Source organism: Streptomyces sp. NPDC127114, assembly GCF_042677525.1.
GTDB lineage: Bacteria > Actinomycetota > Actinomycetes > Streptomycetales > Streptomycetaceae > Streptomyces.
Genome location: NZ_JBHXTJ010000020.1, coordinates 60574 through 84511, shown reverse-complemented (window position 1 = coordinate 84511; position 23938 = coordinate 60574). Strand labels below are relative to the sequence as shown.

At 73.4% G+C, this 23938-nt stretch carries 25 protein-coding genes; 13 read left to right on the top strand and 12 right to left on the bottom strand.

The annotated features are described in order from the left end of the window. The first annotated feature begins 98 nt into the window (after positions 1 to 98). Complete coding sequence (locus ACFVGS_RS21165) at positions 99 to 998, top strand: oxidoreductase (RefSeq protein ID WP_385693330.1); 900 nt, start codon at positions 99 to 101, stop codon at positions 996 to 998. Positions 999 to 1024: 26 nt separating this feature from the next. On the opposite strand, the gene ACFVGS_RS21160 is transcribed toward ACFVGS_RS21165, so the two are convergent. Then, the gene (locus ACFVGS_RS21160; protein WP_385693329.1) at positions 1025 to 1360 is read right to left on the bottom strand and encodes a DUF6223 family protein; all 336 of its coding nucleotides are present in this window, start codon (positions 1358 to 1360) and stop codon (positions 1025 to 1027) included. 434 nt (positions 1361 to 1794) lie between these two features. Here ACFVGS_RS21160 and ACFVGS_RS21155 point away from each other — a divergent pair, with 434 nt between their 5' ends. Then, positions 1795 to 2313 carry a hypothetical protein gene (locus ACFVGS_RS21155; protein WP_385693328.1) on the top strand — a complete coding sequence of 173 codons (519 nt, stop codon included), beginning with the start codon at positions 1795 to 1797 and terminating at the stop codon, positions 2311 to 2313. 5 nt (positions 2314 to 2318) lie between these two features. Here ACFVGS_RS21155 and ACFVGS_RS21150 read toward each other — a convergent pair whose 3' ends face one another. Beyond that, complete coding sequence (locus ACFVGS_RS21150) at positions 2319 to 3464, bottom strand: RNA polymerase sigma factor (protein ID WP_385693357.1); 1146 nt, start codon at positions 3462 to 3464, stop codon at positions 2319 to 2321. An 8-nt stretch (positions 3465 to 3472) separates the two neighbouring features. Then, the gene (locus ACFVGS_RS21145; RefSeq protein WP_385693327.1) at positions 3473 to 3880 is read right to left on the bottom strand and encodes a YciI family protein; all 408 of its coding nucleotides are present in this window, start codon (positions 3878 to 3880) and stop codon (positions 3473 to 3475) included. Positions 3881 to 4079: 199 nt separating this feature from the next. Here ACFVGS_RS21145 and ACFVGS_RS21140 point away from each other — a divergent pair, with 199 nt between their 5' ends. Together ACFVGS_RS21140 and ACFVGS_RS21135 are read left to right on the top strand one after the other, a co-directional pair. Then, positions 4080 to 6257 (top strand): DUF4139 domain-containing protein, encoded by a 2178-nt coding sequence (locus ACFVGS_RS21140; protein ID WP_385693326.1) that lies wholly within the window; start codon positions 4080 to 4082, stop codon positions 6255 to 6257. 7 nt (positions 6258 to 6264) lie between these two features. Further along, on the top strand, positions 6265 to 7872 hold the full coding sequence (locus tag ACFVGS_RS21135) for a mucoidy inhibitor MuiA family protein (protein WP_385693325.1): 1608 nt from the start codon (positions 6265 to 6267) through the stop codon (positions 7870 to 7872). Between the two features lie 47 nt (positions 7873 to 7919). Here the strand turns inward: ACFVGS_RS21135 and ACFVGS_RS21130 are convergent, their stop codons facing one another. Then, the gene (locus ACFVGS_RS21130) at positions 7920 to 9002 is read right to left on the bottom strand and encodes a chitinase (protein ID WP_385693324.1); all 1083 of its coding nucleotides are present in this window, start codon (positions 9000 to 9002) and stop codon (positions 7920 to 7922) included. A gap of 181 nt (positions 9003 to 9183) precedes the next feature. Further along, the gene (locus ACFVGS_RS21125) at positions 9184 to 9675 is read right to left on the bottom strand and encodes an HIT family protein (RefSeq protein WP_385693323.1); all 492 of its coding nucleotides are present in this window, start codon (positions 9673 to 9675) and stop codon (positions 9184 to 9186) included. 72 nt (positions 9676 to 9747) lie between these two features. Here ACFVGS_RS21125 and ACFVGS_RS21120 point away from each other — a divergent pair, with 72 nt between their 5' ends. Next, positions 9748 to 10416, top strand: a complete 669-nt coding sequence (locus tag ACFVGS_RS21120) for a class I SAM-dependent methyltransferase (RefSeq protein WP_385693322.1) — start codon at positions 9748 to 9750, stop codon at positions 10414 to 10416. Between the two features lie 153 nt (positions 10417 to 10569). Further along, positions 10570 to 11046, top strand: a complete 477-nt coding sequence (locus tag ACFVGS_RS21115) for an iron chaperone (protein ID WP_385693321.1) — start codon at positions 10570 to 10572, stop codon at positions 11044 to 11046. A 40-nt stretch (positions 11047 to 11086) separates the two neighbouring features. On the opposite strand, the gene ACFVGS_RS21110 is transcribed toward ACFVGS_RS21115, so the two are convergent. After that, on the bottom strand, positions 11087 to 12067 hold the full coding sequence (locus ACFVGS_RS21110) for an ATP-grasp domain-containing protein (protein WP_385693356.1): 981 nt from the start codon (positions 12065 to 12067) through the stop codon (positions 11087 to 11089). 373 nt (positions 12068 to 12440) lie between these two features. Here ACFVGS_RS21110 and ACFVGS_RS21105 point away from each other — a divergent pair, with 373 nt between their 5' ends. Both ACFVGS_RS21105 and ACFVGS_RS21100 read left to right on the top strand, forming a co-directional pair. Beyond that, on the top strand, positions 12441 to 13631 hold the full coding sequence (locus ACFVGS_RS21105) for a cytochrome P450 (protein ID WP_385693320.1): 1191 nt from the start codon (positions 12441 to 12443) through the stop codon (positions 13629 to 13631). Positions 13632 to 13641: 10 nt separating this feature from the next. After that, positions 13642 to 13842 (top strand): ferredoxin, encoded by a 201-nt coding sequence (locus tag ACFVGS_RS21100; RefSeq protein ID WP_384413036.1) that lies wholly within the window; start codon positions 13642 to 13644, stop codon positions 13840 to 13842. 14 nt (positions 13843 to 13856) lie between these two features. On the opposite strand, the gene ACFVGS_RS21095 is transcribed toward ACFVGS_RS21100, so the two are convergent. Then, a complete protein-coding gene (locus ACFVGS_RS21095) occupies positions 13857 to 15335 on the bottom strand; it encodes a M48 family metalloprotease (RefSeq protein WP_385693319.1) in 1479 nt (492 codons plus the stop codon). A 128-nt stretch (positions 15336 to 15463) separates the two neighbouring features. On the opposite strand from ACFVGS_RS21095, the gene ACFVGS_RS21090 reads away from it, so the two are divergent. Beyond that, positions 15464 to 15901, top strand: a complete 438-nt coding sequence (locus ACFVGS_RS21090) for a PadR family transcriptional regulator (RefSeq protein ID WP_384412919.1) — start codon at positions 15464 to 15466, stop codon at positions 15899 to 15901. Then, on the top strand, positions 15898 to 16488 hold the full coding sequence (locus ACFVGS_RS21085) for an HAAS signaling domain-containing protein (RefSeq protein ID WP_385693318.1): 591 nt from the start codon (positions 15898 to 15900) through the stop codon (positions 16486 to 16488). Before ACFVGS_RS21090 ends, ACFVGS_RS21085 begins: the two co-directional genes overlap by 4 nt. A 93-nt stretch (positions 16489 to 16581) precedes the next feature. Here the strand turns inward: ACFVGS_RS21085 and ACFVGS_RS21080 are convergent, their stop codons facing one another. Further along, a complete protein-coding gene (locus tag ACFVGS_RS21080) occupies positions 16582 to 18465 on the bottom strand; it encodes a S8 family serine peptidase (protein WP_385693317.1) in 1884 nt (627 codons plus the stop codon). A 270-nt stretch (positions 18466 to 18735) separates the two neighbouring features. Further along, a complete protein-coding gene (locus tag ACFVGS_RS21075) occupies positions 18736 to 19137 on the bottom strand; it encodes a RidA family protein (protein WP_384412910.1) in 402 nt (133 codons plus the stop codon). A gap of 72 nt (positions 19138 to 19209) precedes the next feature. On the opposite strand from ACFVGS_RS21075, the gene ACFVGS_RS21070 reads away from it, so the two are divergent. After that, positions 19210 to 20118: a LysR family transcriptional regulator gene (locus tag ACFVGS_RS21070; RefSeq protein ID WP_385693316.1), complete on the top strand. Its 909-nt coding sequence runs from the start codon at positions 19210 to 19212 to the stop codon at positions 20116 to 20118. A 32-nt stretch (positions 20119 to 20150) separates the two neighbouring features. On the opposite strand, the gene ACFVGS_RS21065 is transcribed toward ACFVGS_RS21070, so the two are convergent. Continuing rightward, complete coding sequence (locus tag ACFVGS_RS21065; protein WP_385693315.1) at positions 20151 to 20804, bottom strand: hypothetical protein; 654 nt, start codon at positions 20802 to 20804, stop codon at positions 20151 to 20153. Between the two features lie 171 nt (positions 20805 to 20975). After that, positions 20976 to 21890: a 4-hydroxy-tetrahydrodipicolinate synthase family protein gene (locus ACFVGS_RS21060; protein ID WP_384412902.1), complete on the bottom strand. Its 915-nt coding sequence runs from the start codon at positions 21888 to 21890 to the stop codon at positions 20976 to 20978. 71 nt (positions 21891 to 21961) lie between these two features. On the opposite strand from ACFVGS_RS21060, the gene ACFVGS_RS21055 reads away from it, so the two are divergent. Both ACFVGS_RS21055 and ACFVGS_RS21050 read left to right on the top strand, forming a co-directional pair. After that, a complete protein-coding gene (locus tag ACFVGS_RS21055) occupies positions 21962 to 22942 on the top strand; it encodes a LysR family transcriptional regulator (RefSeq protein ID WP_385693314.1) in 981 nt (326 codons plus the stop codon). Positions 22943 to 22947: 5 nt separating this feature from the next. Continuing rightward, positions 22948 to 23283 carry a hypothetical protein gene (locus ACFVGS_RS21050; protein WP_384412897.1) on the top strand — a complete coding sequence of 112 codons (336 nt, stop codon included), beginning with the start codon at positions 22948 to 22950 and terminating at the stop codon, positions 23281 to 23283. 31 nt (positions 23284 to 23314) lie between these two features. On the opposite strand, the gene ACFVGS_RS21045 is transcribed toward ACFVGS_RS21050, so the two are convergent. Next, a complete protein-coding gene (locus ACFVGS_RS21045; protein ID WP_385693313.1) occupies positions 23315 to 23893 on the bottom strand; it encodes a DinB family protein in 579 nt (192 codons plus the stop codon). Positions 23894 to 23938: the final 45 nt, after the last annotated feature.

The window sequence follows — 23938 nt, the reverse complement described above, 5'->3', positions numbered from 1 at the left end:
CCGCTCTGATGTGACGTTCCTCCACGGCTCCATGTCTTTCCGTCACGGCCGCCGCCCGCGCATACTCCAGGCCCCAACGATTGGAGCTGAGGGCACAGATGACGTCGGGTACGGTCTCCGCGGCAGCCTCGGGCACATGGCGGCTCGGTGATCTCACGGTCAACCGGATCGGGTTCGGCGCCATGCGCCTCACCGGCAGCGCCGCCTTCCACGAAGGCGTCCCCCGCGACCGCGGTCAGTCGATCGCCGTCCTGCGCCGCGCCGTCGAGCTCGGTGTGAACCACGTGGACACCGCCGCTTTCTACTTCTCCCGGCTGCGCTCCGCCAACGAGCTGATCAACGCGGCTCTGGCGCCGTACGCGGACGACCTCGTCATCGCCACCAAGGTCGGACCGACCCGCGACGCGTCCGGCGAATGGGTCGCATCGGCGCGGCCCGAGCAGTTGCGCGGACAGGTCGAGGAGAACCTGCGCCAGCTCGGCCGTGACCACCTCGACGTGGTGAACCTGCGCATCATGGGCCAGACATCCGTCAGCGAGCACTTCGGGGCCCTCGCCGAACTGCGCGAGGCCGGACTCGTCCGGCACCTCGGCATCTCCAACGCCCGGCCCGAGCACCTGGCCCAGGCACGGGCGATCGCACCGGTGGTGTGCGTGCAGAACGCCTTCGGGATCGGCTCGCGGAGCGGGAGGGAGATGCTCGCGGCGTGCGCGGAGCACGGCATCGCGTTCGTGCCCTTCTTCTCCATCGCCGGACAGGGGCGCGAGGCCGGTGCCGTCCAGGCGGAGCACGACGAGGTCCTCGCCGTCGCCGACGCGCACGGCGCCTCGCCGGCGCAGGTACGGATCGCGTGGAGCCTGCGCCAGGGCGCCCATGTGCTGGCCATCCCCGGGACGGGCAACCCGGACCACCTCGCCGCCAACGTGGCGGCCGGCGCCATCCGGCTGACGGAGCAGGAGGTCCGGCTCCTCGACTCGGTCGGCGGCGCCGCTTCCTGACGCGGCGGCCCGGTGCCGTGCGCCGGTCAGCCCGTACGCCGGGCGGCGGCGCGGGCGCGGGACAGCGCCCGGCCGCCGAGGGCCGTGGCGAGGAGGCCCACGACGAGGGCGACGTAGGCGCCGCCCAGGCCGTTTCCGGTGCCGAGGCCGCCACCGGCGGTGGCCGCGACCAGTCCGCCGAGGACGAGGCTGACGACGCCCGCCACGATGGCCGGCACGGCGCCGGGACGGCGGGCCGGGCGCGTCAGGGCACGCCACGCGATGATCACGCCGACGAGGCCGATGACCGCGCCCACGGAGGAACCGACGCGTCCGAGGCTGAAGGTGTAGACGCTCGCGGCGAGCAGCTGGTCGGTGGCCATGGGGCGCTCCTTCTCGTACGGCTGCCGGGCACGGGAATGCGCTCGGCTGGTGCCGATCGTGCCCGCCGGGCCCGTCGCCGGTCGTCCGGCAGGCGCAGACACTTCGCGCTGCCGCGACTGCGGCAGGTGCGGCGCGGATACCGCGGCCGCGGTAGTCCGCCGCTGCTCCCTCAGGTGGATGCGCCTCGGCCGGCGGCCGGTCAGCCTGGCGCACGACGACGGGAGAGGTGGGCGCGCGACGGCGGGCGCGCGACTCATCCTTCACGCATCCGCACTCATCCCCCGTCTGAGTATCCGCACCGACGCGGGCCTCGGCGCGCGGCTCCTACGCTCCTGGTCATGATCTTCGTACGGGGCGATCGCCCGACCTCCGCCCGCGTGACCCTGTGGTTCCTCTGCGGCCTGCTCGTCGTGGGCGCGGGCATCGCCGGTGAGTGGCTGTGGAACGGAACCCCGTACCCGCGGCCGATCCCGACCGGGTCGCCGCACGGCTCAAGGCCCAGGCGCAGCGGGTGTACGCCGAGGCGGCGCTGCCCGGGGAGGCCGATCCGTACTCCCGTGTGGAGACGGGCACCTGCTACTACCGCGGGCTGCGGTCCTTCGCCCACATCGACCAGGGGCGCCGCGACGTGCGCAGCTTCGAGCTGTCCTGGCAGGTCAGCGGCGTGGCGGAAGGCACCGCCCGTGCCGCGCAGGAGCGGACCCGCCGCCGCCTGGAGCGCGACGGCTGGAAGCTCACGAGCGAGGACATCTCCGACCGTGGATTCCGGTTCGAGCACCCGGGGACCGGCGACAAGGTGGACGTGGACTGGTACGAGCCCACGGGGACCTACGTCATGAGCACGTACGCCCCCTGCGGCGAGCTTCCGGACGGCTTCGACGCGTACCACTGGCCGGCGGCGGACTGGGCGCCCCGGAAGCAGCGCACCGGCACCGGGGTCGCTTCGGAGTGACTCCGTCAGCTCCGGAGACGGGCGTTGAGGCGCGCCGCCTGCCGGGTGAGGTGGTCGCGCTCGGCGAGGTTCGTGGCCTTGCCGGCCGCGTCGGCGTAGAGCCGGGCCGCCGTCGCCAGGTCGCCGTCGCGCTCGTGGAGGTACGCCGCGACCGCCGCGTACCGGGGCAGTGAGCCGTCGAGTTCCGCGAGCGCCGCCAGGCCCGCCCGCGGCCCGTCCGCCTCACCGACGGCCACCGCGCGGTTGAGCCGCACGACCGGGCTGTCGGTCAGGCCGAGGAGTTCGTCGTACCACTCGACGATCTGCACCCAGTCGGTCTCCTGGGCGGTGGGCGCGTCGGCGTGGAGCGCGGCGATGGCGGCCTGGGCCTGGAACTCGCCGAGCCTGTCGCGGGCCAGGGCCGCCTGCAGGACCTCGACGCCCTCGGTGATCGACGCGGTGTCCCACCGGCTCCGGTCCTGCTGGGCGAGCGGCACCAGGCTGCCGTCGGGCGCGGTCCGGGTGGCGCGCCGGGCGTGGTGGAGCAGCATGAGGGCGAGCAGCCCGGACACCTCGGGGTGGTCGACGGCGGCGGCGAGCTGCCGGGTGAGCCGGATGGCCTCGGCAGCGAGGTCGACGTCGCCGGAGTAGCCCTCGTTGAAGACCAGGTAGAGGACGCGCAGCACGGTGGCCACGTCGCCGGGCGTGTCCAGTCGTACGCCGGAGACGGTGCGCTTGGCGCGGCTGATGCGCTGGGCCATGGTGGCCTCGGGCACCAGGTAGGCCTGGGCGATCTGGCGGGTGGTCAGCCCGCCGACGGCGCGCAGCGTGAGGGCGACGGCGGACGAGGCCGTCAGGGACGGGTGTGCGCAGAGGAAGTAGAGCCGGAGCGTGTCGTCCGCGGCGGGCACGGGTCCGGGTGCCGGCTCCTCGGTGAGGAGGTCCTCGCGGCGGCGTCGGGCGGTGTCGGCGCGGGTCGCGTCGAGGAACCTGCGCCACGCGACGGTGACCAGCCAGCCCTTGGGATCCCGTGGCGGTTCGGCCGGCCAGACGCGGAGCGCCTCGACGAGTGCGTCCTGGACGGCGTCCTCGGCCGCCGCGAAGTCTGCTCCGCGGCGGACGAGGATCCCGAGCACGCCGGGCGTGAGGCTCCTGAGCAGGGCCTCGTTCATCGGGGAGGTCACTCCGTGATGGTGGGCGGCGCGGAGAGGAAGGGGCGCAGCTCCAGCCACTCGTGGATCGGCCGGCCGCCGGCCCCGGGGGCGGCCGACAGCTCCCCGGCCAGCTCGACGGCGCGCTCGTAGCTGTCGACGTCGATCACCATCCAGCCGGCGATGAGGTCCTTGGTCTCGGCGAACGGGCCGTCGGTGACCGGCGGGCGCCCTTCGCCGTCGTAGCGGACGAAGGTGCCCTCGGGTGCGAGCGCCTGGCCGTCGACGTACTCACCGGTCTTCTCGAGCCGGGCGGCGAAGTCGTGCATGTACTGCATGTGTGCCGAGATCTCCTCGGGCGTCCACTGGTCCATGGGCACGTCGTTGACCGGGGCCGGGGCGCCGCGGTAGTGCTTCAGGAGCAGGTACTTGGCCATGGCGTTCTCCTCGTGCTGGTGCGACCCATTGTGGTCGCGTTCACCCCGGGGACGGAGCCGGACCCGCGTTCTCGACATCGGCGCACGGATTTCTTTCGACTTCTTTCCTCGGCGTTCTTGTTGTCGGTCCCGGCCCGTAGGCTTCGCCCACGAAGACCAGGACGAGTACGGGCACGGGCACGGCACAGCGCAGGGGGGCATGGTGGCGGGGGCGGACCAGAGGTGGGAGTCGGTTCTCGACGGGGTCGTGGTGTACGCGCAGGGGGCGCTGTGCACGCGACGGGCGCGGGGCGTCGTGCCGTCGGACGGGCGGGTTCGGGTGACGGGACTGCCGCGGACCGTGGACGCGGGTTCCCTGCGGGCCCGGGTGCTCGGCGGTTCGGGCGTACGCGTCACCGAGGCGCGGATCGAGACCGAGGCCGAGCCGGCCGACGACGGCGACCGGGACGCGCTGCTGCGCGAGGTCGAGCGACTGCGCGAGGAATGCGCCGCGGCGCGGGCGCGCCGGCAGCGACAGCTGGTGCTGATCGACGAGGTCGCGGCCCTGCGTCCGGTGCCGCCGCCGCGCAGGCGGGACGACCCGCCGCACCGGGCCACGCCGGTCGAGGCGTGGCTGGAACTCGCCGGGTTCGTCGACGAGCGGCTCACCGGGCTGCACACGCGCCTCGCCGAGCTCGACCTGGAGCTGCGGGACGTGGAGCACGAGCTGTCCGTCGCCGAGGACAGGTTCGGCCGGGCCTCCACCGCCCGGCCGTCCGCGCGCGTGGCCACCACCGTGTGCGCGGTCGTCACGCTCGACGGCGCGCCCGGCGAGGACGGCGGCGTCGTGGAGCTGGAGCTGGAGTACGGCGTGGCCGGCGCTGTCTGGGTGCCCGCGTACCGGCTGTCCTGTCGCCGGCAGGACGGCGACGGGCAGCTGGTGCTGCGCGCCTCGGTCGCCCAGCGCACCGGTGAGGACTGGACCGGGGTGCGGGTCGCGCTGGCGACCGCCGATCTGCGCCGCCGTACCGATCTGCCGCGCCTCGGCTCGCTCCGGATCGGGCGGAGTCAGCCCGCGCCCGCGCCCGCGGGCTGGCGCGAGCCTCCGCCGGGGCTCGCCGATCTGTTCACGTCGTACGACGCCCAGGCCGGGCGGCTGCGCCGACCGCGCACGGCCGCCGGGTCCGCCGCAGCGGCGGCGGGGCCGAGGGTCGTCGGGGCCTCCCCCGCTCCCGTACCACCCCCACCGATGCCTCCACCGTCGATGCCGGCGCCGGTACCGGTACCGCAGGCTCCCGGGGCGGCGTACGGCGCGTCGCCCGAGGTCATGCGCGGTGCGCCCCGCGGCCGGGCGGCGGCACCCGCTGCCGCGCCGGCGTTCGCGCCGGCGCCGATAATGCCCGCCGCCCCCGGCATGGCCGGTCCGCCGCCGCCTCCGACGGGAGGGTCGGTCCTGGCAGGAGCGGCGCCGGCGCAGTCCGCGCCCGCGGAGCCGGTGTCCGGTCCGCCGCGGCCGAGCGGTGACGAACTCGACTACGCCGCCCTCGTGCTGTGCGGCCCGGACGAGAAGGGCGAGCGCCGGGGGCGGCTGTTCCCCGGCGGCCCGTCCGACGCGGTGGCGGACCAGCACCGGCGCCGTGCCGAGACGGTCGGCGCGCTGCCGCTGCCCCGGCACGCCGTGCGGCCACGGGAGTCGGCCGGTTCCTTCGACCACCGCTTCGACGCGGCCGCCCGCGCCGACATCCCGTCGGACGGCACCTGGCACACCGTCACCGTCGGCGAGGTCGCCGTCGGTCTGCGCACCGAGTACCTCACCGTGCCGTCCGTGGAGCAGACCGTCTACGCGACGCTGGTGCTGTCCAACACGTCCGGTCAGGCGCTGCTCGCGGGTCCCGTGGAGGTCAGCGTCGACGGCGAGTTCCTGCTGACCACCGGGCTGCCGACGCTCGCCCCGGGCGCGGTACGGCGCGTGGGTCTCGGGCCGGCCGAGGGCGTCCGGGTCACCCGGCGCACGAACCTGCACGAGTCGACGGCGGGTCTGCGCGGCGGCACGACCGTGCTCGACCACCGGGTCCACGTCGAGCTGGCGAACACGCTGGCCCGGCCCGTCACCGTCGAGGTGCGCGAGCGGGTGCCGGTCACCTCCGAGGCGGACGTCAGGATCGAGGAGCGGGCCGACTGGACGGCTCCGGAGGACGGTGCCGGAAGGACGGACGACTCCGGGCGGCCGCAGGAGTCGCCGGGTTCCCCGGGGCCGGAGGGGGCGGAGCACCACGCCGCCGGCACCCGCGTCTGGCGGGTCGCGCTGCCCGCCGGCGGCACCGCCGTCCTCGACGGCGGCTACGAGATCCGCATCCCGGCCGGCAAGGCCCTGGTCGACGGCAACCGCAGGAGCTGACACACCCATGACCACGGCCCCGAAGAACACCCCGGCCCCGGCCGACGCGGTCTCCGAGCCACCGGCGGCCCCGCCGGTCGCGCTTCCCGTCACCTCCGTCACCTGTCTGGAGGACCGGGCCCACGTCGAGCGCACCGCCGTGCTCGACCTGGAGGCGGGCGTGCGGCGGCTGCGGCTCGGACCGGTCGGCGCGCCGGCCGTCGACCGCACGCTGCACGCCGAGCTGACGGCGGATCATCCGGTGAACGTGCTCGACGTGCGGATCGTCCGCAGCCGGCAGCCGTCCACGCCCGGTCCTTCCGCCGACGACTCCGCGCTGCGCGCACGCGTCCACGCCCTGGAGGAGGAGCGCTCCGACGGGGAGCGGCGCCGGGACCGGCTGAAGGCCCGGCTCGACCTGCTCGGCCGGCTCGCCGCCGACCTGCTGCGGGAGATCGGCGAGGGCGCCGGGACGGGTGAGACCGACACGACGCGCTGGGCCCGCGAACTCGACCGGGTGGACGCGGAACGCGACACGTACGGCGAGGAACTGCGGGCCCTGGAGGCCCGGCTGGCGACGCTCGCCACGGAACTCGCCGAGACCGAGCAGGCCTTGTACGGGTCGGAGGAAGAGCACGCCGAGCTGGTCGGCCATGTCGAGCTGACGGTGGAGTCCGCCGTCGCCGGTCCGGCGCGGCTGCGTCTCGGGCATCTCACCCCGTGCGCGCTGTGGCGGCCCGCCTACCGCGCAGTGCTCGACGGGGACTCGCTGACGCTGGAGACCGAGGCCGTGGTGTGGCAGCGCACCGGCGAGGACTGGTCGGACGTGCGGCTGACGCTGTCGACCGCCAGGTCGTCGCTGGCCACCGATCCGCCGCGGCTGACCGAGGACCGGCTGACGCTCAAGGACCGCTCGGCGGAGGAGCGCCGGACGATCGCGGTCGAGCTGCGCGAGGAGGAGACCTCCGCGCTCGGTCCGCTGCCCGTGCTCGGGCTGCCGGGCGTGGACGACGGCGGCGAGGCGCGGGTGCTGACCGCCCCGGTGCCGGTGCGCGTCCCGAGTGACGGCCGCGCGCACCGGGTGCCGCTGTCGGCGTTCACCACCTCGGTGCGCAGCGAATACGCGTGCTCGCCCGAGCTGTCGCCGCTGGTCACGCAGGTGGCGCGGTTCGACAACGGGTCGGGGCACGCGCTGCTCGCGGGGCCGGTGGACCTGATCCGCGGCGGCGGCTTCGTCGGACGCGGCACGCTGGACTTCACGGCTCCGGGCGCGCCCGTCGAGCTGGCCTTCGGCAGCCGGGACGACCTCCGGGTGGTCCGCAGGACCGAGGAGACCCGCGACACCACGGGGCTCGCCCAGCGGACCGTGGTCACCCGCACCGTCCGGCTCCATCTGTCGCGCTTCTCCGCTCCCGGCGAGCAGGGCGAGCGCGTGGTCGTCGTCCGGGAGCGGATACCCGTCTCGGAGGTGTCGGCGGTCCAGGTACGGCTCCGCAAGGAGGCCTCCTCCCCCGCGCCCGACGCCCTCGACGCGGACGGCATCGTCCGCTGGGACGTGGCGCTCCCGCCGGGCGGCCGACGCACGGTCACGCTGGTCTACGAGGTCTCCGCGAAGGGCTCGGTGGTCGGCATCTGAACGCGACGGGCGGGCGCCGGCGACTCGCCGTCGCCCGCCACGGAAGGTCAACGGCCCTGAAGGGACTTGACGTTGTCGCCGAAGGTCCAGTTCTTCGAGCCGTCCCAGTTGGCGGACCAGGTCATCAGGCCCTTGAGGGCGCCGGCGTAGCGGGTCCAGGCCTGGGCCACGGCTGACGGGGCCATGTAGCCGCCGCCCGCCCCCGGCTGGGCGGGGAGGCCGGGTACCTGCTTGTCGTACGGGACGCGGATCGTGGTGCCCTGGACGACCAGGCCGCGGTTGAGGCAGTCGGTCTGGGCGACGAAGCCGGTGACGGTGCCGGCGGAGTAGGAGTCGCCGGAGCAGCCGTACATGCTGCCGTTGTAGTACTGCATGTTGAGCCACCACAGGCGGCCGTTGTCGGCGTACTTCTTGACGATCGGGAGGTAGGCGCCCCAGATCGAGCCGTAGGCGACGCTGCCGCCGGTGACGTACGCCGTCTCCGGGGCCATCGTCAGGCCGAAGCCGGCGGGCATGCGGGCGAGGACGCCGTCGATGATGTGCACGAGATTCGCCTGCGAGGCGGACAGGGTGCCGATGCTGCCGCTGCCGACGAGGCCGGTCTCGATGTCGATGTCGATGCCGTCGAAGTTGTACGTCTTCAGGATCGGCACGATCGTCTCGATGAAGCGGTCGGCGACGGCCCGGGAGCTGAGGTCGATGCCGGCGGCGGCGCCGCCGACGGACAGCAGGACGGTGGCTCCGGCCGCCTTGGCCCGGCACATCTCGGCGGGGGTGGGGACGCGGACGGTGCTGTCCATGCCGTCCTCCCAGAGCACCGTGCCGTCGGAGCGGATGACGGGGAAGGCGGCGTTGATCACGTTGTAGCCGTGGGCGGCGAAGCGCGGGTCGTCGATGGGCGCCCAGCCGAAGGGCGGGTGGACGCCGTTGGCGGCGCCGTCCCAGTTCTCCCAGTAGCCCTGGAGCACCTTTCCGGCGGGCCTGGGCTTGAGGGCACAGGTCTCCGCGACGGTCCCGGCGGGCCGGCTGCCAGTGCCGGCAGCGACGGCCGGAACCGCGAGGGCGGTGACGCCGGCGAGCAGGGTGGCGAGCCCCGCTCCGAGGGCGTGGGCGATCCGATGACCTGGCATGCGTGCTCCTTGGGACGTGGGGGGATGGTCCTGAGCAATGGCGAGCGCGGGGCCGGAGGCGGGGCGTGTGGTGCGACCCCTCGACCTCGACCGTAGATTGGTCCAGACCAAGCGTCAACACCACGGAGTCTGGGCGACGCTGACGGTATGTCGGCCAGCCACGCTCAGCATGTCCGCCGTGTCAGTCGGTGGGGACGAGCCGGTCCAGTTCGTGGCCGATCGCCTTGCGGAGGTCGTCGTGGCGCGCTCCGAGGCGGAAGGGCTCGGCAGTCCAGTGGTCGCGCGGGTAGAGCCACACCGGCATGTTCACGAGCTCGGGCGGCTCCCAGGAGTAGCGGGGCCAGATGTGGGCGTGCAGGAACGGGTCCTTGTTGCCGAGGATCTCGAGGTTGACGCGGCGGAAGGCCGGATCCTGACTGCCGCAGGCACGTTCGACGGCCTCGGCGAAGCGGTCCAGGTCGTCGAGGTACGCGCGGCGCCTGGACCTCGGCAGATCCGAGAGTCGCTCGACGTCGGGTTCGTCCACGAGGAGGACCGAGTAGCCAGGCAGGAACTGGACGTCGCCGATCACGGCGAAGCTCGCGTCGAGCCGTCGTATCACTGTCGGGTTCTCGCCACGGAGCGCGGCTCCGATGCGGTCGGTACGCCAGTCGGCGTGTGTTGCGTCAGCCATGCCGCGAACCTATCTGTCGCGCCCTATCGTGAGGCGTGAGGTGCGAGGCGGCGGCCGAGGAGGGTGGAGATCATGAACGGACCGAGCAGCGGGTCCGCCGGGTCCCGGTCCCATCCGGTCTTCGCGCGCGTCTACGCCAAGGTCGCCGGACCCGCCCTCGACAGGGCCGGGGCCGCCGAGCACCGTCGACGGCTGCTGGCCGGGCTCACGGGTGACGTCGTCGAGGTCGGGGCCGGGAACGGGCTGAACTTCGGCCACTACCCGCCAGGCGTACGACGCGTGCTCGCCGTCGAGCCGGAACCCCGGCTCCGCGCGCTGGCCCGCGAAGCCGCCCGCACGGCACCGGTGCCGGTGGAGGTCACCGCCGGGATCGCCGAGGACCTGGCCGCGCCGGACGCCTCGTACGACGCGGCGGTCGTCTGCCTCACCCTGTGCTCGGTGACCGATCCAGGTGCCGCGCTCTCCGAGCTCCGGCGCGTGCTGCGGCCCGGCGGCGAACTCCGTTTCTTCGAGCACGTGCGGGCCGAGTCGCCCGGCATGCGCCGCGTCCAGCGCGTCCTCGACGCCACGGTCTGGCCCCGGCTGGCGGGCGGCTGCCACACCGGACGCGACACGCGCGCGGCGATCACGGCCGCGGGCTTCTCCCTCGCCTCGATCGACACCTTCTCGTTCCCCGAGACCCGCGTCCCCTCGCCGGCCGCGACGCACATCCTCGGCACCGCGGTACGCCTCCCCGACTGACCCGCCACCTGGATCCAGACCCGGATCCGCGTCGTCGTCCCTGGTTCTCCGGATCCGATCAGTTTCGGAGAAGCCTCCGGCCGCATGTGATCCCTAGCATGGAGATCAGCCAACAAGAGCTCGAACAGACAGCGCACAAGGAGTAGTTCAGCCATGACCGCGAAGAAGACCACCCGCAGCACCAAGACGACCGACGCCGACACCGACGGGTTCACCGCCGAGGAGCGCAGCGCGATGAAGGCCCGCGCCAAGGAGGTGCGGGCGGCCTCGCGCGCCGGTTCGGCCGCCGACAAGGCGGCCGCGGCGGAGGCCGAGGTCGTCGCCAAGATCGCCGAAATGCCGGAGGCGGACCGCGTCCTCGGCGAGAAGGTCCACGCCCTGGTCAAGGCCACCACGCCGGAGCTCGCGCCGAGACTCTGGTACGGCATGCCCGCCTACGCCAAGGACGGCAAGGTGCTCTGCTTTTTCAAGCCGGCGTCGAAGTTCAAGGCCCGGTACGCCACCCTGGGCTTCAGCGACGTCGCCGGCCTGGACGACGGCGTCATGTGGCCGACCGAGTTCGCCCTCACGGGCCTCGGCCCGGCCGTCGAGGAGCGGATCGCCACGCTCCTCAAGACCGCGGCGAACTGATCCCGATCACGCCACCGGCGCGCCGCGGACCGGATCCGGGTCACTGCTCAGGACCGGGCCCCCCGGAATCGACGCCGGTGCCGGCTTCGGTGCCGGCCTCTGTGCCGGCTTCGGTGCGGGCCTCGGCGTCGGCTTCGCTGCCGGCTGCGGCGCCGCTGTCCAGCAGGGCGGCGAACAGGCTCGTCGCCTCCGCGCCTCGGGGCAGGTCGCTGACCTGGCCGTCGCCGACCTCCACGACCTGCCAGGTGCCGGTGCCGGCGAGGCGGGCCAGGTCGGTGGTGACGAAGCGGCAGCCGAGTGCACGGACCAGCGGTCGTACGGCCGACAGGTCGGGGGCGGGTCGGACCAGTGGCGTGTCCGGGTGCGGGCCGACGAGGACCGGCCGACCGTCGAGCCACCAGACCCGGGCCTCCTCGGCGCGGCCGTCGGCATCGCGCACGTACCGCTCGAAGCGGCGCAGCACCACCCCGCCCGCCAGGAACTCGCCCTGCAGCTCGACGAACCGCCCGACCACCCGTCGCAGGCCGGCGGTGTCGGCGAGGTCGGGCACGAAACAGGCCCGCGCCCATTCGTGCTTGCGGGACTTCACGTAGTCCTTGACCACGGCCGGGCCCCGCCCGCCGAGTCCGGCGGCCGCCGCCGCAAGCGCCGCGTCCTGCGGCATCCCCGTGCCCGGGATCCAGGTGCTCGGCGGCGTGAGGCCGGCGAAGGTCGCGTACCAGCCGGGCAGCTCATGGGCGCGGGCGTAGTCACGGGACGGAGTGAGCAGCGTGCGGCCGCGCTCGGCGAGCGCCGCCTCCATCGCCGCGTACGCCGTCCGGGGCAGCATCCAGCCCCGGTACCAGAGCGGTTCCGGTCCGGCCGGGACCCGCCGTACCGCCTCCCGTGCGTCTCCGGCGAGCAGCGCGTCGTGGTCGACGACCGCGTACCCGCCACCGAGGTCCTCGGCCTGCCGCGCCTCCCCCGCGTAGTGCGGGTCGGGGCGGCGCGGGCGCAGCGGATCGGACGGGAGGACGAGCATCGTGCGCCCGTCCGAGCGGGGTTGCTCGAAGGACTCCGAGCGGGACTGCGAGAGGGACTCCGCGCGGGGGTGCGAGAGGGGCTGGGCGAGAGGCTCTGACATGGGCCGAAGCGTAGGGCGGCGGCGTCCTGGCCGAAACGGGTTTCCGCCCCGCCGACGGAGTTACCCGTTCCGGTGGTTTGGCCGAACTACATGTAGACCGGATAGATGCCTGAGGCATGTAGTGGAGGGGTCAGCCGTCTTCGGAACCCGGTGACCGACGACCGACCACCGACGACCGAGACCGAGACCGATGAGCGGCCGACCCATGACCGGTGACAGCCGGCCCCTGACCGACGACCGACCACCGACCACCGCCGTCTGTGAGGCCCCCATGACCGAAGTCGTGGCCTTCCCCCAGAACCGTACGTGCCCCTACCACCCGCCCACCGCCTACGACCCGCTCCGCGACGAACGCCCGCTGTCCCGTGTGACCCTGTGGGACGGACGGCAGGTGTGGTTCGTCTCCGGCCACCAGGCCGCCCGTGCGCTCCTCGCCGACCAGCGGCTCTCCACCGACTCCACCCATCCCGCCTTCCCGATCCCGACGGAGCGCGCCGCCGGCGTGCGCAGGCGGCGCCGGGCCGCGCTGCTGGGATGGGACGACCCCGAGCACAACACCCAGCGGCGGATGCTGATCCCGAGCTTCACCGTCAAACGCATCGAGGGTCTGCGGCCGCGCATCCAGGCGACCGTGGACCGGCTCATCGACGACATGGAGGCGGCGGGACCACCGGCCGAGCTGGTGAGCGCGTTCGCGCTGCCCGTGCCCTCGATCGTCATCTGCGACCTCCTCGGCGTGCCGTACGAGGACCACGACTTCTTCGAGGAGCAGTCCCGGCGGCTGCTGCGCGGACCGACGAGCGAGGACACCGAGGACGCGCTGGCGCGGCTCGAGGACTATCTCGGCGACCTGATCGACGGCAAGCGCGGCAGACAGGGCGAGGGCGTGCTCGACGACCTCGTCGCCCGGCAGCTGCGGGACGGGACGCCCGACCGCGAGGAGCTGGTGCAGCTGGCGAGCATCCTGCTGATCGCGGGGCACGAGACCACGGCGAACATGATCTCCCTGGGCACCTACACGCTGCTGCGTCACCCCGAGCGCCTCGCGGAGCTGCGCGCCGATCCGGGGATCCTGCCGGAGGCGGTCGAGGAGCTGCTGCGGTTCCTGTCGATCGCGGACGGGATGCTGCGGGTCGCGCGCGAGGACGTCGAGGTCGGCGGGGTGGTGATCCGCGCGGGCGAGGGCGTGGTGTTCTCGACCTCGCTGATCAACCGTGACGCCGGGACCTACGCCGATCCGGACAGCCTGGACTGGGTGCGCTCGGCGCGGCACCATCTGGCGTTCGGCTACGGGATCCACCAGTGCCTGGGGCAGAACCTGGCCCGCGCGGAGCTGGAGATCGCGCTCGGGACGCTGCTGCGCAGGCTGCCGGGGCTGCGGCTCGCGGCACCCGCCGAGGAGATCCCGTTCAAGCCCGGGGACACGATCCAGGGGATGCTCGAACTCCCCGTGACGTGGTGAGGGACCGATGATGCGCATCTCCATCGACACGGACGTCTGCATCGGCGCCGGCCAGTGTGCCCTGGTCTCCCCCGACATCTTCACCCAGGACGACGACGGCTTCGGCACGGTCGTCGCGGGCCGTGAGAACGGCGCGGGCGGCCCGCTGGTCCGCGAGGCCGCCCGCGCCTGTCCCGTACGTGCCATCACCGTGGAGGAGGTGACGGCGTAGGCCGTGGTGGGTGATCAGACGGCGCCGTCGCGCAGGAGCAGCCGGGCCACGGTCCGGGCCGGCTGCTCCAGCTCGGTCTCCACGGCGGCGGCCCGCTCCCGACCGAGCTCGAGACCCGGCTCCTGCGCTGCCGTCCGGGCGATGTGACGGATCCGCAGGTGGGTGGGCGGGTGGGTGGCGTCGACGCAGTGACCTCGCCGTGCGGCGACGCGCCGCAGGCGCTCGTACTCGTGGGCGGGAACGCGACGGACCTCGGCCGCGACGCGCTCCCACAGGACGTCGGCCGCCTCTTCGCGCCGCCCCGCCGGGGTGTCGCGGCGGGCCGGGCCGCCGGTCCGCGTGCGGGTGGCGACGACTTCGCGGCGCAGCGCCGTCTCGGCGCTCCTCGCCGCGAGGAGCCGTTCCATCATGCCGACCGCGGCATCGCGTCCGGCGAGACGGGCGGCGGCACCGTCGGCGAGGTACTCGGCACGCTGCGAGTTCCGCAGGGTCGCCTGGTCCAGGAGCAGGATCAGGCCGTACACGCCCCAGCGCGGGAGCGCGGTGAGCAGGTTGGAGAACGTGTCCAGGAGGGAGCGGCCCCCGCTCGGCAGGAGCATGTACAGCCAGGTGGTGAGGGAGTTCAACGCGCTGCTGACCAGGAGGGAGTGCCGGGTGTCGCCGTGCGCGTAGTGGCCGAACTCGTGGCCGAGGAGCGCGACCCGCTCCTGCGGGGTGAGGACGGCCCACAGGCTCATCCCGAGGTGCAGCAGACGGCGTCGGCGGATGCCGTACGTGGTGACGCCGGCGTTCATGTCCGCGTCGAGCGCCACGACGTCGACGCCCCTGGTCCCCACCGCCGCGGCGATGTCGTCGAGGAGAGCGAAGAGCCGGGGTGCGTCGGCCCGTTCGAGCAGGGGCAGTTCTGCCTCGTGCTTGTCGAGGCGGCCGAACCGGGGGCGCAGGAGGACGGCGAGCGCGAGCAGCAGCACACCGATGACGGGCTGGGCGCCTTCGCCCCAGCCCGCGATCAGGAACCACAGGCCCAGGACCGCGACGACGAGCGTGAGCGCGTGGACGGCCAGGGCCAGGACCGTCGCCAGCACGCCGGCGGCGCCCGGCCGGGGCGGCGCGCCGGAACCGGACGCCGGCTCCTGCGCGAGGTCGGCGAAGAGCTGCTCGCCGTACCGCTGTGCCATGGCCCGCCGCAGCCGCTCGACGCGGTCGGGTTCCGGATCGGGACGGGGATCACCGTCGGCCGGGTCGACGTTCCAGTCGCAGGCGGCGCACCAGGTGACGAAGCGCGGATCGGCGGGGACGGGTTCGCCGCACGCGGGGCAGGCCTCGGTCCCCCACCCTTGCCCGGCTTCCGGCGCGGCCGGGTCGACGTCGGCCGCGTCGCCATCGGCCGGGTCGATGTCGGCCGTGTCGCCATCGGCCGGGTCGATGTCGGCCGTGTCGCCGGCGACCAGGTCGACCGCCTCCGTGACCCCCTGCGGAATCCCGCTTCTCATCCCCATCCCTCGTTTCCCGCCCCTTGTTGCTCTGCATGTGAGAGCGCGCACCCTACCGGTCCGGTCCCGCTGCGCCCCACCGGGTTTCTCCTTGTCGTGGGGCCCACGGGCGAGCTATCTTGCATTACATGGTTCCTGGTGAAGCAATGAACGAGGTGGGGGGCAAGGTCCCCAGCCAGCTCCGCAAGGGCGTACTGGAGCACTGCGTTCTTGCGCTGCTCAGGGACGGGCCGAGGTACGGAGTGGAGCTGCTCGGCGAGCTGTCGGCGGTCAGCGTGATGACCACCAGCCAGGGCACGATCTATCCGCTGCTCTCGCGGCTGCGCCGCGAGGGGCTCGTCGACACAGAACTGCGCGAGTCACCGAGCGGTCCGCCCCGCCGCTACTACACGCTCACCGCCGTCGGGCGTGCGGCACTCGCCGAGTTCACACGGGCCTGGCCGCTCTTCCGGGACGCGGTCGACCACTTCCTGGACGACTCCCCGAAAACCGCCGCCCCACCGGCCACCACGGCCCCACGGACCACTACCGCTTCTCAGAACGACTCTCAGGGGGAACCCGCATGAACACGACCGACCACCCGAGCGTCGTCGCCTACCTCGACGCCGTGGCCCGCGAGACGGCCGAACTGCCCGCCGAGCGCCGCGCCGAACTGCTGGCGGACCTGCGCGAGCACATCGAGGTCAGCGGCGCCGGCACCGAGGAACGGCTCCGCGAGGTCCTCGCCGAACTGGGCGAGCCGCGCACCGTCGCGGCCTCAGCGCTCGCCGAGGAGCCGTACCCGGCCGTGACCGCCGCATCCGTCACCTCCGCCGTGCCGGTCACGTCCGCCGAGCCGGCGCGCCCCGCCCGCTCCCGGCTGACCGTCGCCCTGCTCGCCTCGGCCGGCCTGGTCTTCCTCCTCAGCCCACCGCTGGGCGGCGTGGTCCTGCTCGCCGGTCTGGTGCTGCTCTGGGGATCGCCGTCCTGGTCGACCCGTCACAAGCTGGTGGGCACGGCCACTTCGGCGGCCGTGCCCCTCGCGGTCCTCGCCGGCTCCGTGCTGCTCGTCGGCGGCAGGCTGGGCCCGATGGAGCTGCTGGTCCTCGTGTGCGTCTCCGTCGCCCTCCCCGCCGTCGGCGCCCGGACCCTGCTGCGGGCGCTGCGCGCCTGAGGCCCTCGTGGACGGTCACCGACCGCGTTCCGGCGCGAACGAGCCCCCGGGAGGTTTCTCCCGGGGGCTCGGCGCCGCTGTGAGCGGAGGGGATCAGAAGGTGAGGTTCCAGGCGTCGATGCGGCCCGTGTCCTGGCTCGCGATGTCCTGGACGCGCAGCTTCCACGTCCCGTTGGCCGTCTCGGCGGAGGCGTTGACCGTGTAGGTCTTCAGCACGTTGTCCGTGCTGTCGCTGTTGGCGAAGTCCTCCAGCGGGTACACCGTGCCGTCCGGCGCGACGAGCGAGAGCACGAGGTCGCCGCGGTAGGTGTGCTTGATGTCGACGCCGACCTTGAGGGTCGCCGGGGCGTTGCCGGTCACGCCGGTGACGGTGATGGCGCTCTCGACGGTCGCGTTGTCCGTGATGGCGACGTCGGTGAGGTTCTCGAAGTACGGGCCGGTGGGCGGCTGGGTCGTACCGCTGACCGCCTTCAGGGCGTCGGCCTGACCCTCGCCGAAGAAGCCGTTCTTCGTCGTGGTGCCGGTGCAACGGCTGTCGGACGGGCAGGCCTTGTCGGTGGCCTGGGTGGCGAGGGCGTTACGGATGTCCGCCGGGGTGAACGTCGGGTTGGTGCTCGCGATGAGCGCGGCCACGCCGGTCACGTGCGGCGAGGCCATCGACGTGCCGCTCATGGAGCCGTACTTGCCGCCGGGCAGCGTCGAGTAGACGCCGGTCGCGCCGTCGCCGCCGGGGGCGGTGATGTCGATGACGCCGTTGCCGAAGTTGGAGTACGAGGCCTTCGCGCCGCCGCTGGCCTGCGCGGAGACCGTCACGACGCCCGGGAGCTCGGTCGGGATGTCGATGCAGGCGTTGGTGATGGTGCGGGTGACCGGCGTGGAGTCGTTGGGGGACTCGCTGTCGGTCGTCTTGTTGGCCAGGTCGTAGTTGGAGTTGCCGGCCGCGGCGACCTGGAGCGAGCCCTTCGACTCGGCGTAGGCCTGGGCGCGGCGCACGCCCTCGATGATGGCGGCCTGGTCGACGTTGTCCGGGCAGTTGAACTGCCACGGGTCCGTGTAGTAGCTGTTGTTGGTGACCTTGAAGCCGTGGTCACCCGCCCACATGAAGCCGCAGATGGTGTTCTCCGCGAAGAACAGGCTGCTGGTGGGCTCGGCGATGCGCACGGAGGAGATCTTCACGCCGGGAGCGACGCCGATGACGCCCTTGCCGTTCTTGGCCGCGGCGACGGTGCCGGCGACGTGCGTGCCGTGGGTGCCGACGTCACGCCAGGCGCCGGCGCGGGTGTCCGCCTTGCCGTAGGCGCAGGAGACGGAGTCGGCGGCGTTGAAGTTCGGCGCGATGTCCTGGTGCTGGTCGTCGACGCCGGTGTCCAGGACGCCGACCTTGACGGTGGCGGAGCCGGTGGTGACGGCCCAGGCCTGGTCGGCCTTGATCTGGGTCATGTCCCAGCGGTTGGACTCGGTCAGCGTCGTGGTCGCCTGCGAGGGGTTGGCGGGCAGCGCCGGGTTGTACGCGTCGGCGGGCACGTCGGAGGTACGGGTCGCGCCGACCTGCTGGACGCCGGTGACGCCGCGCATCGTGGCGGCGAAGGAGGCGGAGGTGGAGTGCGCGACGATGACGCCGATGGCGTCGTACGAGGCGAAGACGGTGCCGCCGTTGGAGGCGACGGCCGTGCGTACGGCGGTGGTGTCACCGGGCGTCGTGATGACGAGGTACGCGCGGGTGCCGGCGGCCCAGGCTGCCGTGCCGGCCGCCGAGGCGGCGGAGGTCCGGGAAGACTCGGCGGCCTTCGCGCCGGTGGTGGCCTGGGTGCGGGCGCCGGTGGCGGCCCGCCCGTCGGCCTGGGCGGTGCCCTGCGGCTCGATGCCGTTCACGGCCCGGCCGTCGGCCTGGGCGGGGGCGGCGACGGCCACGGTGGCGCCGACGACGACGGCGATCGCGACCGGGAGTCTCAGCCGACTCGATATGTGGGAAAACAATGCGTCCTCCGATGACCCGGAGGCGCGGGTGGCGCCGACCGGGCCCTGTGTTGTGTGGGGTGGACGCAAGATCCCAGGAGAGCGGAGCGGAGGAAAGGGTTCTGCCCGGCATATCCCTTTCCGTTACCCATTGTTGATCTGACGGCACGCCATTGTCCGGGATCAACGAGAACGGTCGGGACATTCCGGCCACCGTGCGCGGGAGCTGGGAGAACCCGCTCGGCCCGGCGGTCGGTCACGGCACGGAACCGCCGGTGGGGGCGGAGCGGATCAGGCGGGTCGTGACGCGGCGGCCCGCCGCGCGTACACCTCGATCTCGATCTTCATGCGGGGGTCGGAGAGACCGCACATCAGCATCGTGGCGGCCGGCCGCACGTCGCCGAAACAGCGGCGCAGGACGGGCCAGCAGGGCTCGAAGTCCTCGCGGTCGGGCAGGAGGTAGCGCACCCGCACCACGTCGGCGAAGGTGCATTCCGCCTCGGCCAGGGCGGCCCCGATGTTGCGCAGGCACTGCTCGGCCTGCTCCACCACGTCGTCGGAGATCGTCATGGTGGTGTAGTCGAAACCGGTCGTCCCGGACACGTGTACCCAGTCGCCGTCCACCACGGCGCGGGCGTAGCCGATCTGCTCCTCGAAGGTCGAGCCGCTGAGGATCGCACGTCTCTCTGTCATGCGCCGAACGCTAGGCGGCCTGCACCGATACGTCTAATACACACAAGTGGATGGACTGATATCCCTGGGCGTATGGAGCGCCCCGACATCCCTCTCCCGCAGCTGCACGCCTTCGTCGTGCTCGCCGACGAACTGCACTTCGGCCACGCGGCCGCCCGCCTGGGCATCGCGCAGCCCCCGCTGAGCCAGCAGATCCGCCGTCTGGAGGACAAGGTCGGCCATGCGTTGTTCCGCCGCGAACCGGGCCGCGTCACGCTCACCCCCGCCGGCCGCGAACTGCTGCCGGCCGCGCGGCGGGTGCTGGGCGAGCTCGTGGACGGCCTGGCGGCGGCCCGGGCCGTGGGCAGCGGCCGGGCGGGACGGCTGCGGATCGGCTTCTCCGCCTCCGTCGCGCTGACGGTCCTGCCCGGCCTTCTCCGCACCTTCCGGGAACGGTTCCCCGACGCCGACCTCGACATCCGCGAGATGACCACCGCGCCGCAGATCGCCGCCCTGCACGACAAGACCATCGACATCGGCCTGCTGCGTGAGCCTCCCGCGACGGAGGAGGACCTCGGCTTCAGGACCGTACTCACCGAGCCCTTCGTCGCGGTGCTGCCGGCCGCCCATCCCCTGGCCGCCCAACGGGCCGTGCGGCTGGAGCAGTTGGCGGACTCCCCCTTCGTACTGCCGCCCCACGACGTCGGACCGCAGCTGCACGACAAGATCACCGGCCTCTGTGCCGCCGCCGGCTTCACACCGCGGATCGCCCAGCGGGCGGTGGAGTGGCAGACCGTGTGCGCGCTCGTGGAGACCGGTCTCGGTGTCTCCCTGGCCCCGGCGAGCATCCGCCGCCTCCGCCTCAGGAACGTCGCCTTCCGCCGCATCACCCCCGCCACCGCCCGCACACGCGTCGCCGTCGCCTGGCGCAACCACGACCGCAACCCCCTGGTCGCCCACCTCCTGACCACCGTCAGCCCCGACGCGCCGGACGGGGCGTAGGCGCGGCCTGGGCGGTCGTGCTGCGGGGTCTGTCAGGCCTTGGTCGTGCAGATCACGTCGTACGGCCTGCCGATGGCCAGGGTCAGCCGCATCGGCTCGGTCGTGCCGGAGGGGCACTGTTTCTCGTCCTTCACGAGATCGAGCACCCTGAAGCCGCTGCCCGTCGCGGACGCGCACGGGACCTCCTGGGCCGTGTCCGTGACGCAGTCGCCCTTGACGAGCTGGCCGCCTCCGGCGCCCGCGTCACCGGGATGGTCGCCCGAGAGGTTGCGGCCGCAGACGGTCTTGCTGGGGATGCCGCCGTTCTTGGCGCCGCCGGAACCGAAGGAGATCTTGACCTGGATGATCAGGTCGGTGCCCGCCGGGCACTGGATGGCGTCCGGGAGGATGCTGGCCTCCTTCACCTCCAGGGCCTTGAACGTGGCGCCCGAGTCGTCGCAGTCCAGGGCCCGGTAGCCGTCGGGCGCGTCCTCGGGGTCGGGGCCGCCGCAGTCCCCGACGTTCCAGGAGGAGGCCTTCTCGCCCGCGGAGGACGAGGAGGAGGACGACGAGGAGGACGAGCCGGTGTCGTCGAAGACCTTCGAGGCGCCGTAGGCCAGACCGAGGATCACCGCGAGGATCACCAGGGTCGGGAGGCAGCCTCCCTGACGGCGGCCGGATGGCGGGGTCGTGCCGTGCGTGGCCATGGCGCTCCTTCCGGTCCGGGCGTGGGCCCGGGCCGAGGGACGGAGGGACGGGGAAACGGAGGGATGGAGTAACGGAGGGACGGGCGACCGTCGTTCGGCCATGGGGACGCGGTGTGTCCATGGCACGGTTCCGGTTCCGATCCGATTCCGGATCACCTGCGGCCCCGTCGGTCAGCCGGTCGCCTCCGCCGCGGTCAGGGTGTCGAGTTCCTTCAGGGCAGCCGTCACCGACTGCTCGGAGGCCGGGAGCAGCGGCAGGCGCACGTCAGGGGTCGGGATGCGGCCCTGGGCGTGCAGGACGCCCTTGACGACGGCCGGGTTGGGCTCGGCGAAGAGCAGCGCGGAGAGCCGGGCCAGCCGGTGGCCGAGGGTCCGGGCCCGTGCGACGTCACCGCCGTTCCAGGCCTCGACGAGCGCCGCAAAACGGTCGGTGGCCAGGTGCGCGGAGGCGAGGATGCCGCCCGCGGCACCGAGGGCGAGCAGCGGCGAGGTGAAGACGTCGTCACCGGCCAGCACGGCGAAGCCGTCGGGCAGGTCGCCGAGGAGGGCGACGGTGTCCTGGTCGACGCCGCCGACGGCGTACTTGACTCCGATCACTCCGGGGACGGCGGCGAGCGCCCGCAGGGTGGCGGCGTCGAGCGGCCGGCCCGTGCGGTACGGGATGTGATAGACGATCAGCGGAACGGCGCTTGCTGCGGCGAGGGCCGTGAAGTGGGCGACCACGCCGTCCGGCGAAGGCCGGACGAAGGCCGGGACGATCACCAGCGCGGCGCGCACCTCGGGCCATCGGTTCAGGCCCGCGAGTTCCCGTGCGGCCTGCGCGGTGGCGCCGCTGCCCGCGCCGACGACGAGCGGCGCGCCGTGTCGCCGGCAGACCCGCGCGCAGGTGTCGACGACGGCCTCGCGCTCCTCCGGATCGAGCGCGCCGACCTCTCCGGTGGTGCCGAGCGCGACGAGTCCGGCGGCGCCGCCGTCGAGCGCGGAGTCCGCGAGGGCCTCCAGGGCGACGAGGTCGGGCCGTCCGTCGGGGCCGAACGGGGTGACGAGGGGAACGTAGATGCCGTGCGGAGTGAAGTCCTGTGCCATGCCTTCGAGACTGGCGCCAGTAAACCCACAGGTCCAGTTCGCGTTTCCGATGCGAACCGTAAGCTGTACTGATGCTCGACGTACGACGACTGCGCCTGCTGCGCGAACTGGCCCTGCGCGGCACCATCGCCGCCGTCGCCGAGGCCCTGACCTTCACTCCCTCGGCGGTCTCGCAGCAGCTCGCGACGCTGGAGCGGGAGGCCGGCGTGGCCCTCCTCGAACGCTCGGGGCGCGGCGTACGACTGACTCCCGCCGCCGAGAACCTGGTGCGGCACGCGGAAGCGGTGCTCGAACGCCTGGAGCAGGCGGCGGCCGAACTCGCCGAGGCACGGCACGGTCCGGCCGGCCCGCTGCGGATCGGCGCCTTCCCCACGGCGAGCCGTGCGATCGTGCCGGAGGCGCTCGTACGCCTCGCGGTCCGGCATCCGGCGCTCGAACCGATGGTCTCCGAGACCGACCCGGCGGCGGTGGCCCATGCCCTGCGCGCGGGCGACCTGGACGTGGCGCTGATCCACGACTACGACCTGGTGCCCTCACCCCTGGAGCCGGGGCTCGCGGCCGAGGAACTGTGCGAGGAGGAGATGTACCTGGCGTCGGCCGCCGCAGGCCCCGACGCACGGGACCCGGGCGTCCGGCCGGACCTGCCGGGCGGTCTCGACCCGCAGAGTGCGCGGCTCGACGGGCTCGACGGGCTCGCGCGCTGGCAGGACGCACCCTGGATCATGCCGGGGCCCGACACCCTCTGCCGTGCGGTGACCGAACAGGTCTGCAGGGCCGCCGGGTTCGTGCCGCGGGTCCGGCACCAGGTGGACGAGTTCGCGACCGTCCTGGCCTTCGTCGCCGCCGGTCAAGGCGTCGCGGTGGTCCCGCAGTTGGGCGCGACGGACCCGCCGCCCGGGGTGTGCCTCACCGCGCTCCCGGTGATCCGCCGGACCCGGATCGCCTTCCGCAGCGGCGCGGGGCCGCACCCGGCGGTCGCGGCACTGGCCCGCGCGCTGCGGGAGTCCGTACCGGCAGGGCTCGGCGGGCGGCCGGGCCCTGGTGCAGGATGATCCGCATGCGCCTGAACCGACGCCCACAGGACAAGTACCGTTGGATCAAAGGCCCCTTGGAGGGCGTTCTCGACGGCGACCGGCGAGCCTGCGCCGACTGTGGAACGTCGATCCGCGCGTACCAGTACCGGCAGCACCCGCCCGAGTCCGGCTCGTACGAGCGGTGCATCGGCTTCGCGTGGTGCCCCGCCTGCCGCCTCTTCGCCGCGAACGTGGTGTTCGTCCCGCGCAGGCGGGTGCTCGTCGACCGCCTTGCGGGCCTTCCCGCCGAGCGGCGGGAGGCGCTGCTGCGCAAGGAGGCCGAACTGGTCGCCCATCTCGACCGGAACTGGCACCGGTAGTGCCAGGAGGGCGGGAGGGCAGAGGCCGGGGTCACTGACCCACGCGGCCGTCGATCCGTTCCCTCAGCAGGTCCGCGTGGCCGCAGTGCCGCGCGTACTCCGCGATCTGGGCCACCACGATGTCGCGGAGCTGCGCGTCCCCGGCGGGCCGGGCGCCGAGGTCGCCGAAGCCGGCGAGGAACCGGTCGGTCAGCTCGCATTCGGCGCGCCACCGGCTCCACGCCTCCGCCACGACCTCCGGGTCGGCGACCGCACCGTTCCAGTCGGCGTCCCGGTCCTCGGCGGTGCGGTAGATCCGTGGCAGGTCCTCGCCGGCCATCCGGCGAAGGTGCCGCTCGTCCTCGGCCAGGTGACGCAGCAGACCGAGCAGGGACATCGTGGACGGCGGCACCGAGCGCCGGGCCATCTGCTCCGCGTCCAGGCCCGCGCACTTCATCTCGAACGTGAGCCGGAAGTAGCGCAGACCGTCGGCCAGCGTGCCGCGTTCGCCGACGATCTCGTCCTCGGTCTCGCGCGGGTCGTCGTCCGGGTCGACCCACATGTCGGGTTCGACGACCGACGGCGTCCAGCGGGTCACTCTTGCTTCGTCGGTGTTCTTGACTGCGTCCATGCGCGCATCCTCGCGGGCTCTGCCCTCGTCCGCCATCGGATATCG

Excerpts from the sequence above, each read along its gene's own strand:
- ACFVGS_RS21045 (WP_385693313.1), bottom strand. The coding sequence starts at position 23,893 with ATGGACGCAGTCAAGAACACCGACGAAGCAAGAGTGACCCGCTGGACG.
- ACFVGS_RS21055 (WP_385693314.1), top strand. The coding sequence starts at position 21,962 with ATGCTCGACGTACGACGACTGCGCCTGCTGCGCGAACTGGCCCTGCGC.
- ACFVGS_RS21100 (WP_384413036.1), top strand. The coding sequence starts at position 13,642 with ATGCGCATCTCCATCGACACGGACGTCTGCATCGGCGCCGGCCAGTGT.
- ACFVGS_RS21135 (WP_385693325.1), top strand. The coding sequence starts at position 6,265 with ATGACCACGGCCCCGAAGAACACCCCGGCCCCGGCCGACGCGGTCTCC.
- ACFVGS_RS21065 (WP_385693315.1), bottom strand. The coding sequence starts at position 20,804 with ATGGCCACGCACGGCACGACCCCGCCATCCGGCCGCCGTCAGGGAGGC.
- ACFVGS_RS21090 (WP_384412919.1), top strand. The coding sequence starts at position 15,464 with ATGGTTCCTGGTGAAGCAATGAACGAGGTGGGGGGCAAGGTCCCCAGC.
- ACFVGS_RS21165 (WP_385693330.1), top strand. The coding sequence starts at position 99 with ATGACGTCGGGTACGGTCTCCGCGGCAGCCTCGGGCACATGGCGGCTC.
- ACFVGS_RS21110 (WP_385693356.1), bottom strand. The coding sequence starts at position 12,067 with ATGCTCGTCCTCCCGTCCGATCCGCTGCGCCCGCGCCGCCCCGACCCG.
- ACFVGS_RS21050 (WP_384412897.1), top strand. The coding sequence starts at position 22,948 with ATGCGCCTGAACCGACGCCCACAGGACAAGTACCGTTGGATCAAAGGC.
- ACFVGS_RS21085 (WP_385693318.1), top strand. The coding sequence starts at position 15,898 with ATGAACACGACCGACCACCCGAGCGTCGTCGCCTACCTCGACGCCGTG.
- ACFVGS_RS21125 (WP_385693323.1), bottom strand. The coding sequence starts at position 9,675 with ATGGCTGACGCAACACACGCCGACTGGCGTACCGACCGCATCGGAGCC.
- ACFVGS_RS21120 (WP_385693322.1), top strand. The coding sequence starts at position 9,748 with ATGAACGGACCGAGCAGCGGGTCCGCCGGGTCCCGGTCCCATCCGGTC.
- ACFVGS_RS21145 (WP_385693327.1), bottom strand. The coding sequence starts at position 3,880 with ATGGCCAAGTACCTGCTCCTGAAGCACTACCGCGGCGCCCCGGCCCCG.
- ACFVGS_RS21095 (WP_385693319.1), bottom strand. The coding sequence starts at position 15,335 with ATGAGAAGCGGGATTCCGCAGGGGGTCACGGAGGCGGTCGACCTGGTC.
- ACFVGS_RS21060 (WP_384412902.1), bottom strand. The coding sequence starts at position 21,890 with ATGGCACAGGACTTCACTCCGCACGGCATCTACGTTCCCCTCGTCACC.
- ACFVGS_RS21160 (WP_385693329.1), bottom strand. The coding sequence starts at position 1,360 with ATGGCCACCGACCAGCTGCTCGCCGCGAGCGTCTACACCTTCAGCCTC.
- ACFVGS_RS21070 (WP_385693316.1), top strand. The coding sequence starts at position 19,210 with ATGGAGCGCCCCGACATCCCTCTCCCGCAGCTGCACGCCTTCGTCGTG.
- ACFVGS_RS21130 (WP_385693324.1), bottom strand. The coding sequence starts at position 9,002 with ATGCCAGGTCATCGGATCGCCCACGCCCTCGGAGCGGGGCTCGCCACC.
- ACFVGS_RS21150 (WP_385693357.1), bottom strand. The coding sequence starts at position 3,464 with ATGAACGAGGCCCTGCTCAGGAGCCTCACGCCCGGCGTGCTCGGGATC.
- ACFVGS_RS21105 (WP_385693320.1), top strand. The coding sequence starts at position 12,441 with ATGACCGAAGTCGTGGCCTTCCCCCAGAACCGTACGTGCCCCTACCAC.
- ACFVGS_RS21075 (WP_384412910.1), bottom strand. The coding sequence starts at position 19,137 with ATGACAGAGAGACGTGCGATCCTCAGCGGCTCGACCTTCGAGGAGCAG.
- ACFVGS_RS21115 (WP_385693321.1), top strand. The coding sequence starts at position 10,570 with ATGACCGCGAAGAAGACCACCCGCAGCACCAAGACGACCGACGCCGAC.
- ACFVGS_RS21140 (WP_385693326.1), top strand. The coding sequence starts at position 4,080 with ATGGTGGCGGGGGCGGACCAGAGGTGGGAGTCGGTTCTCGACGGGGTC.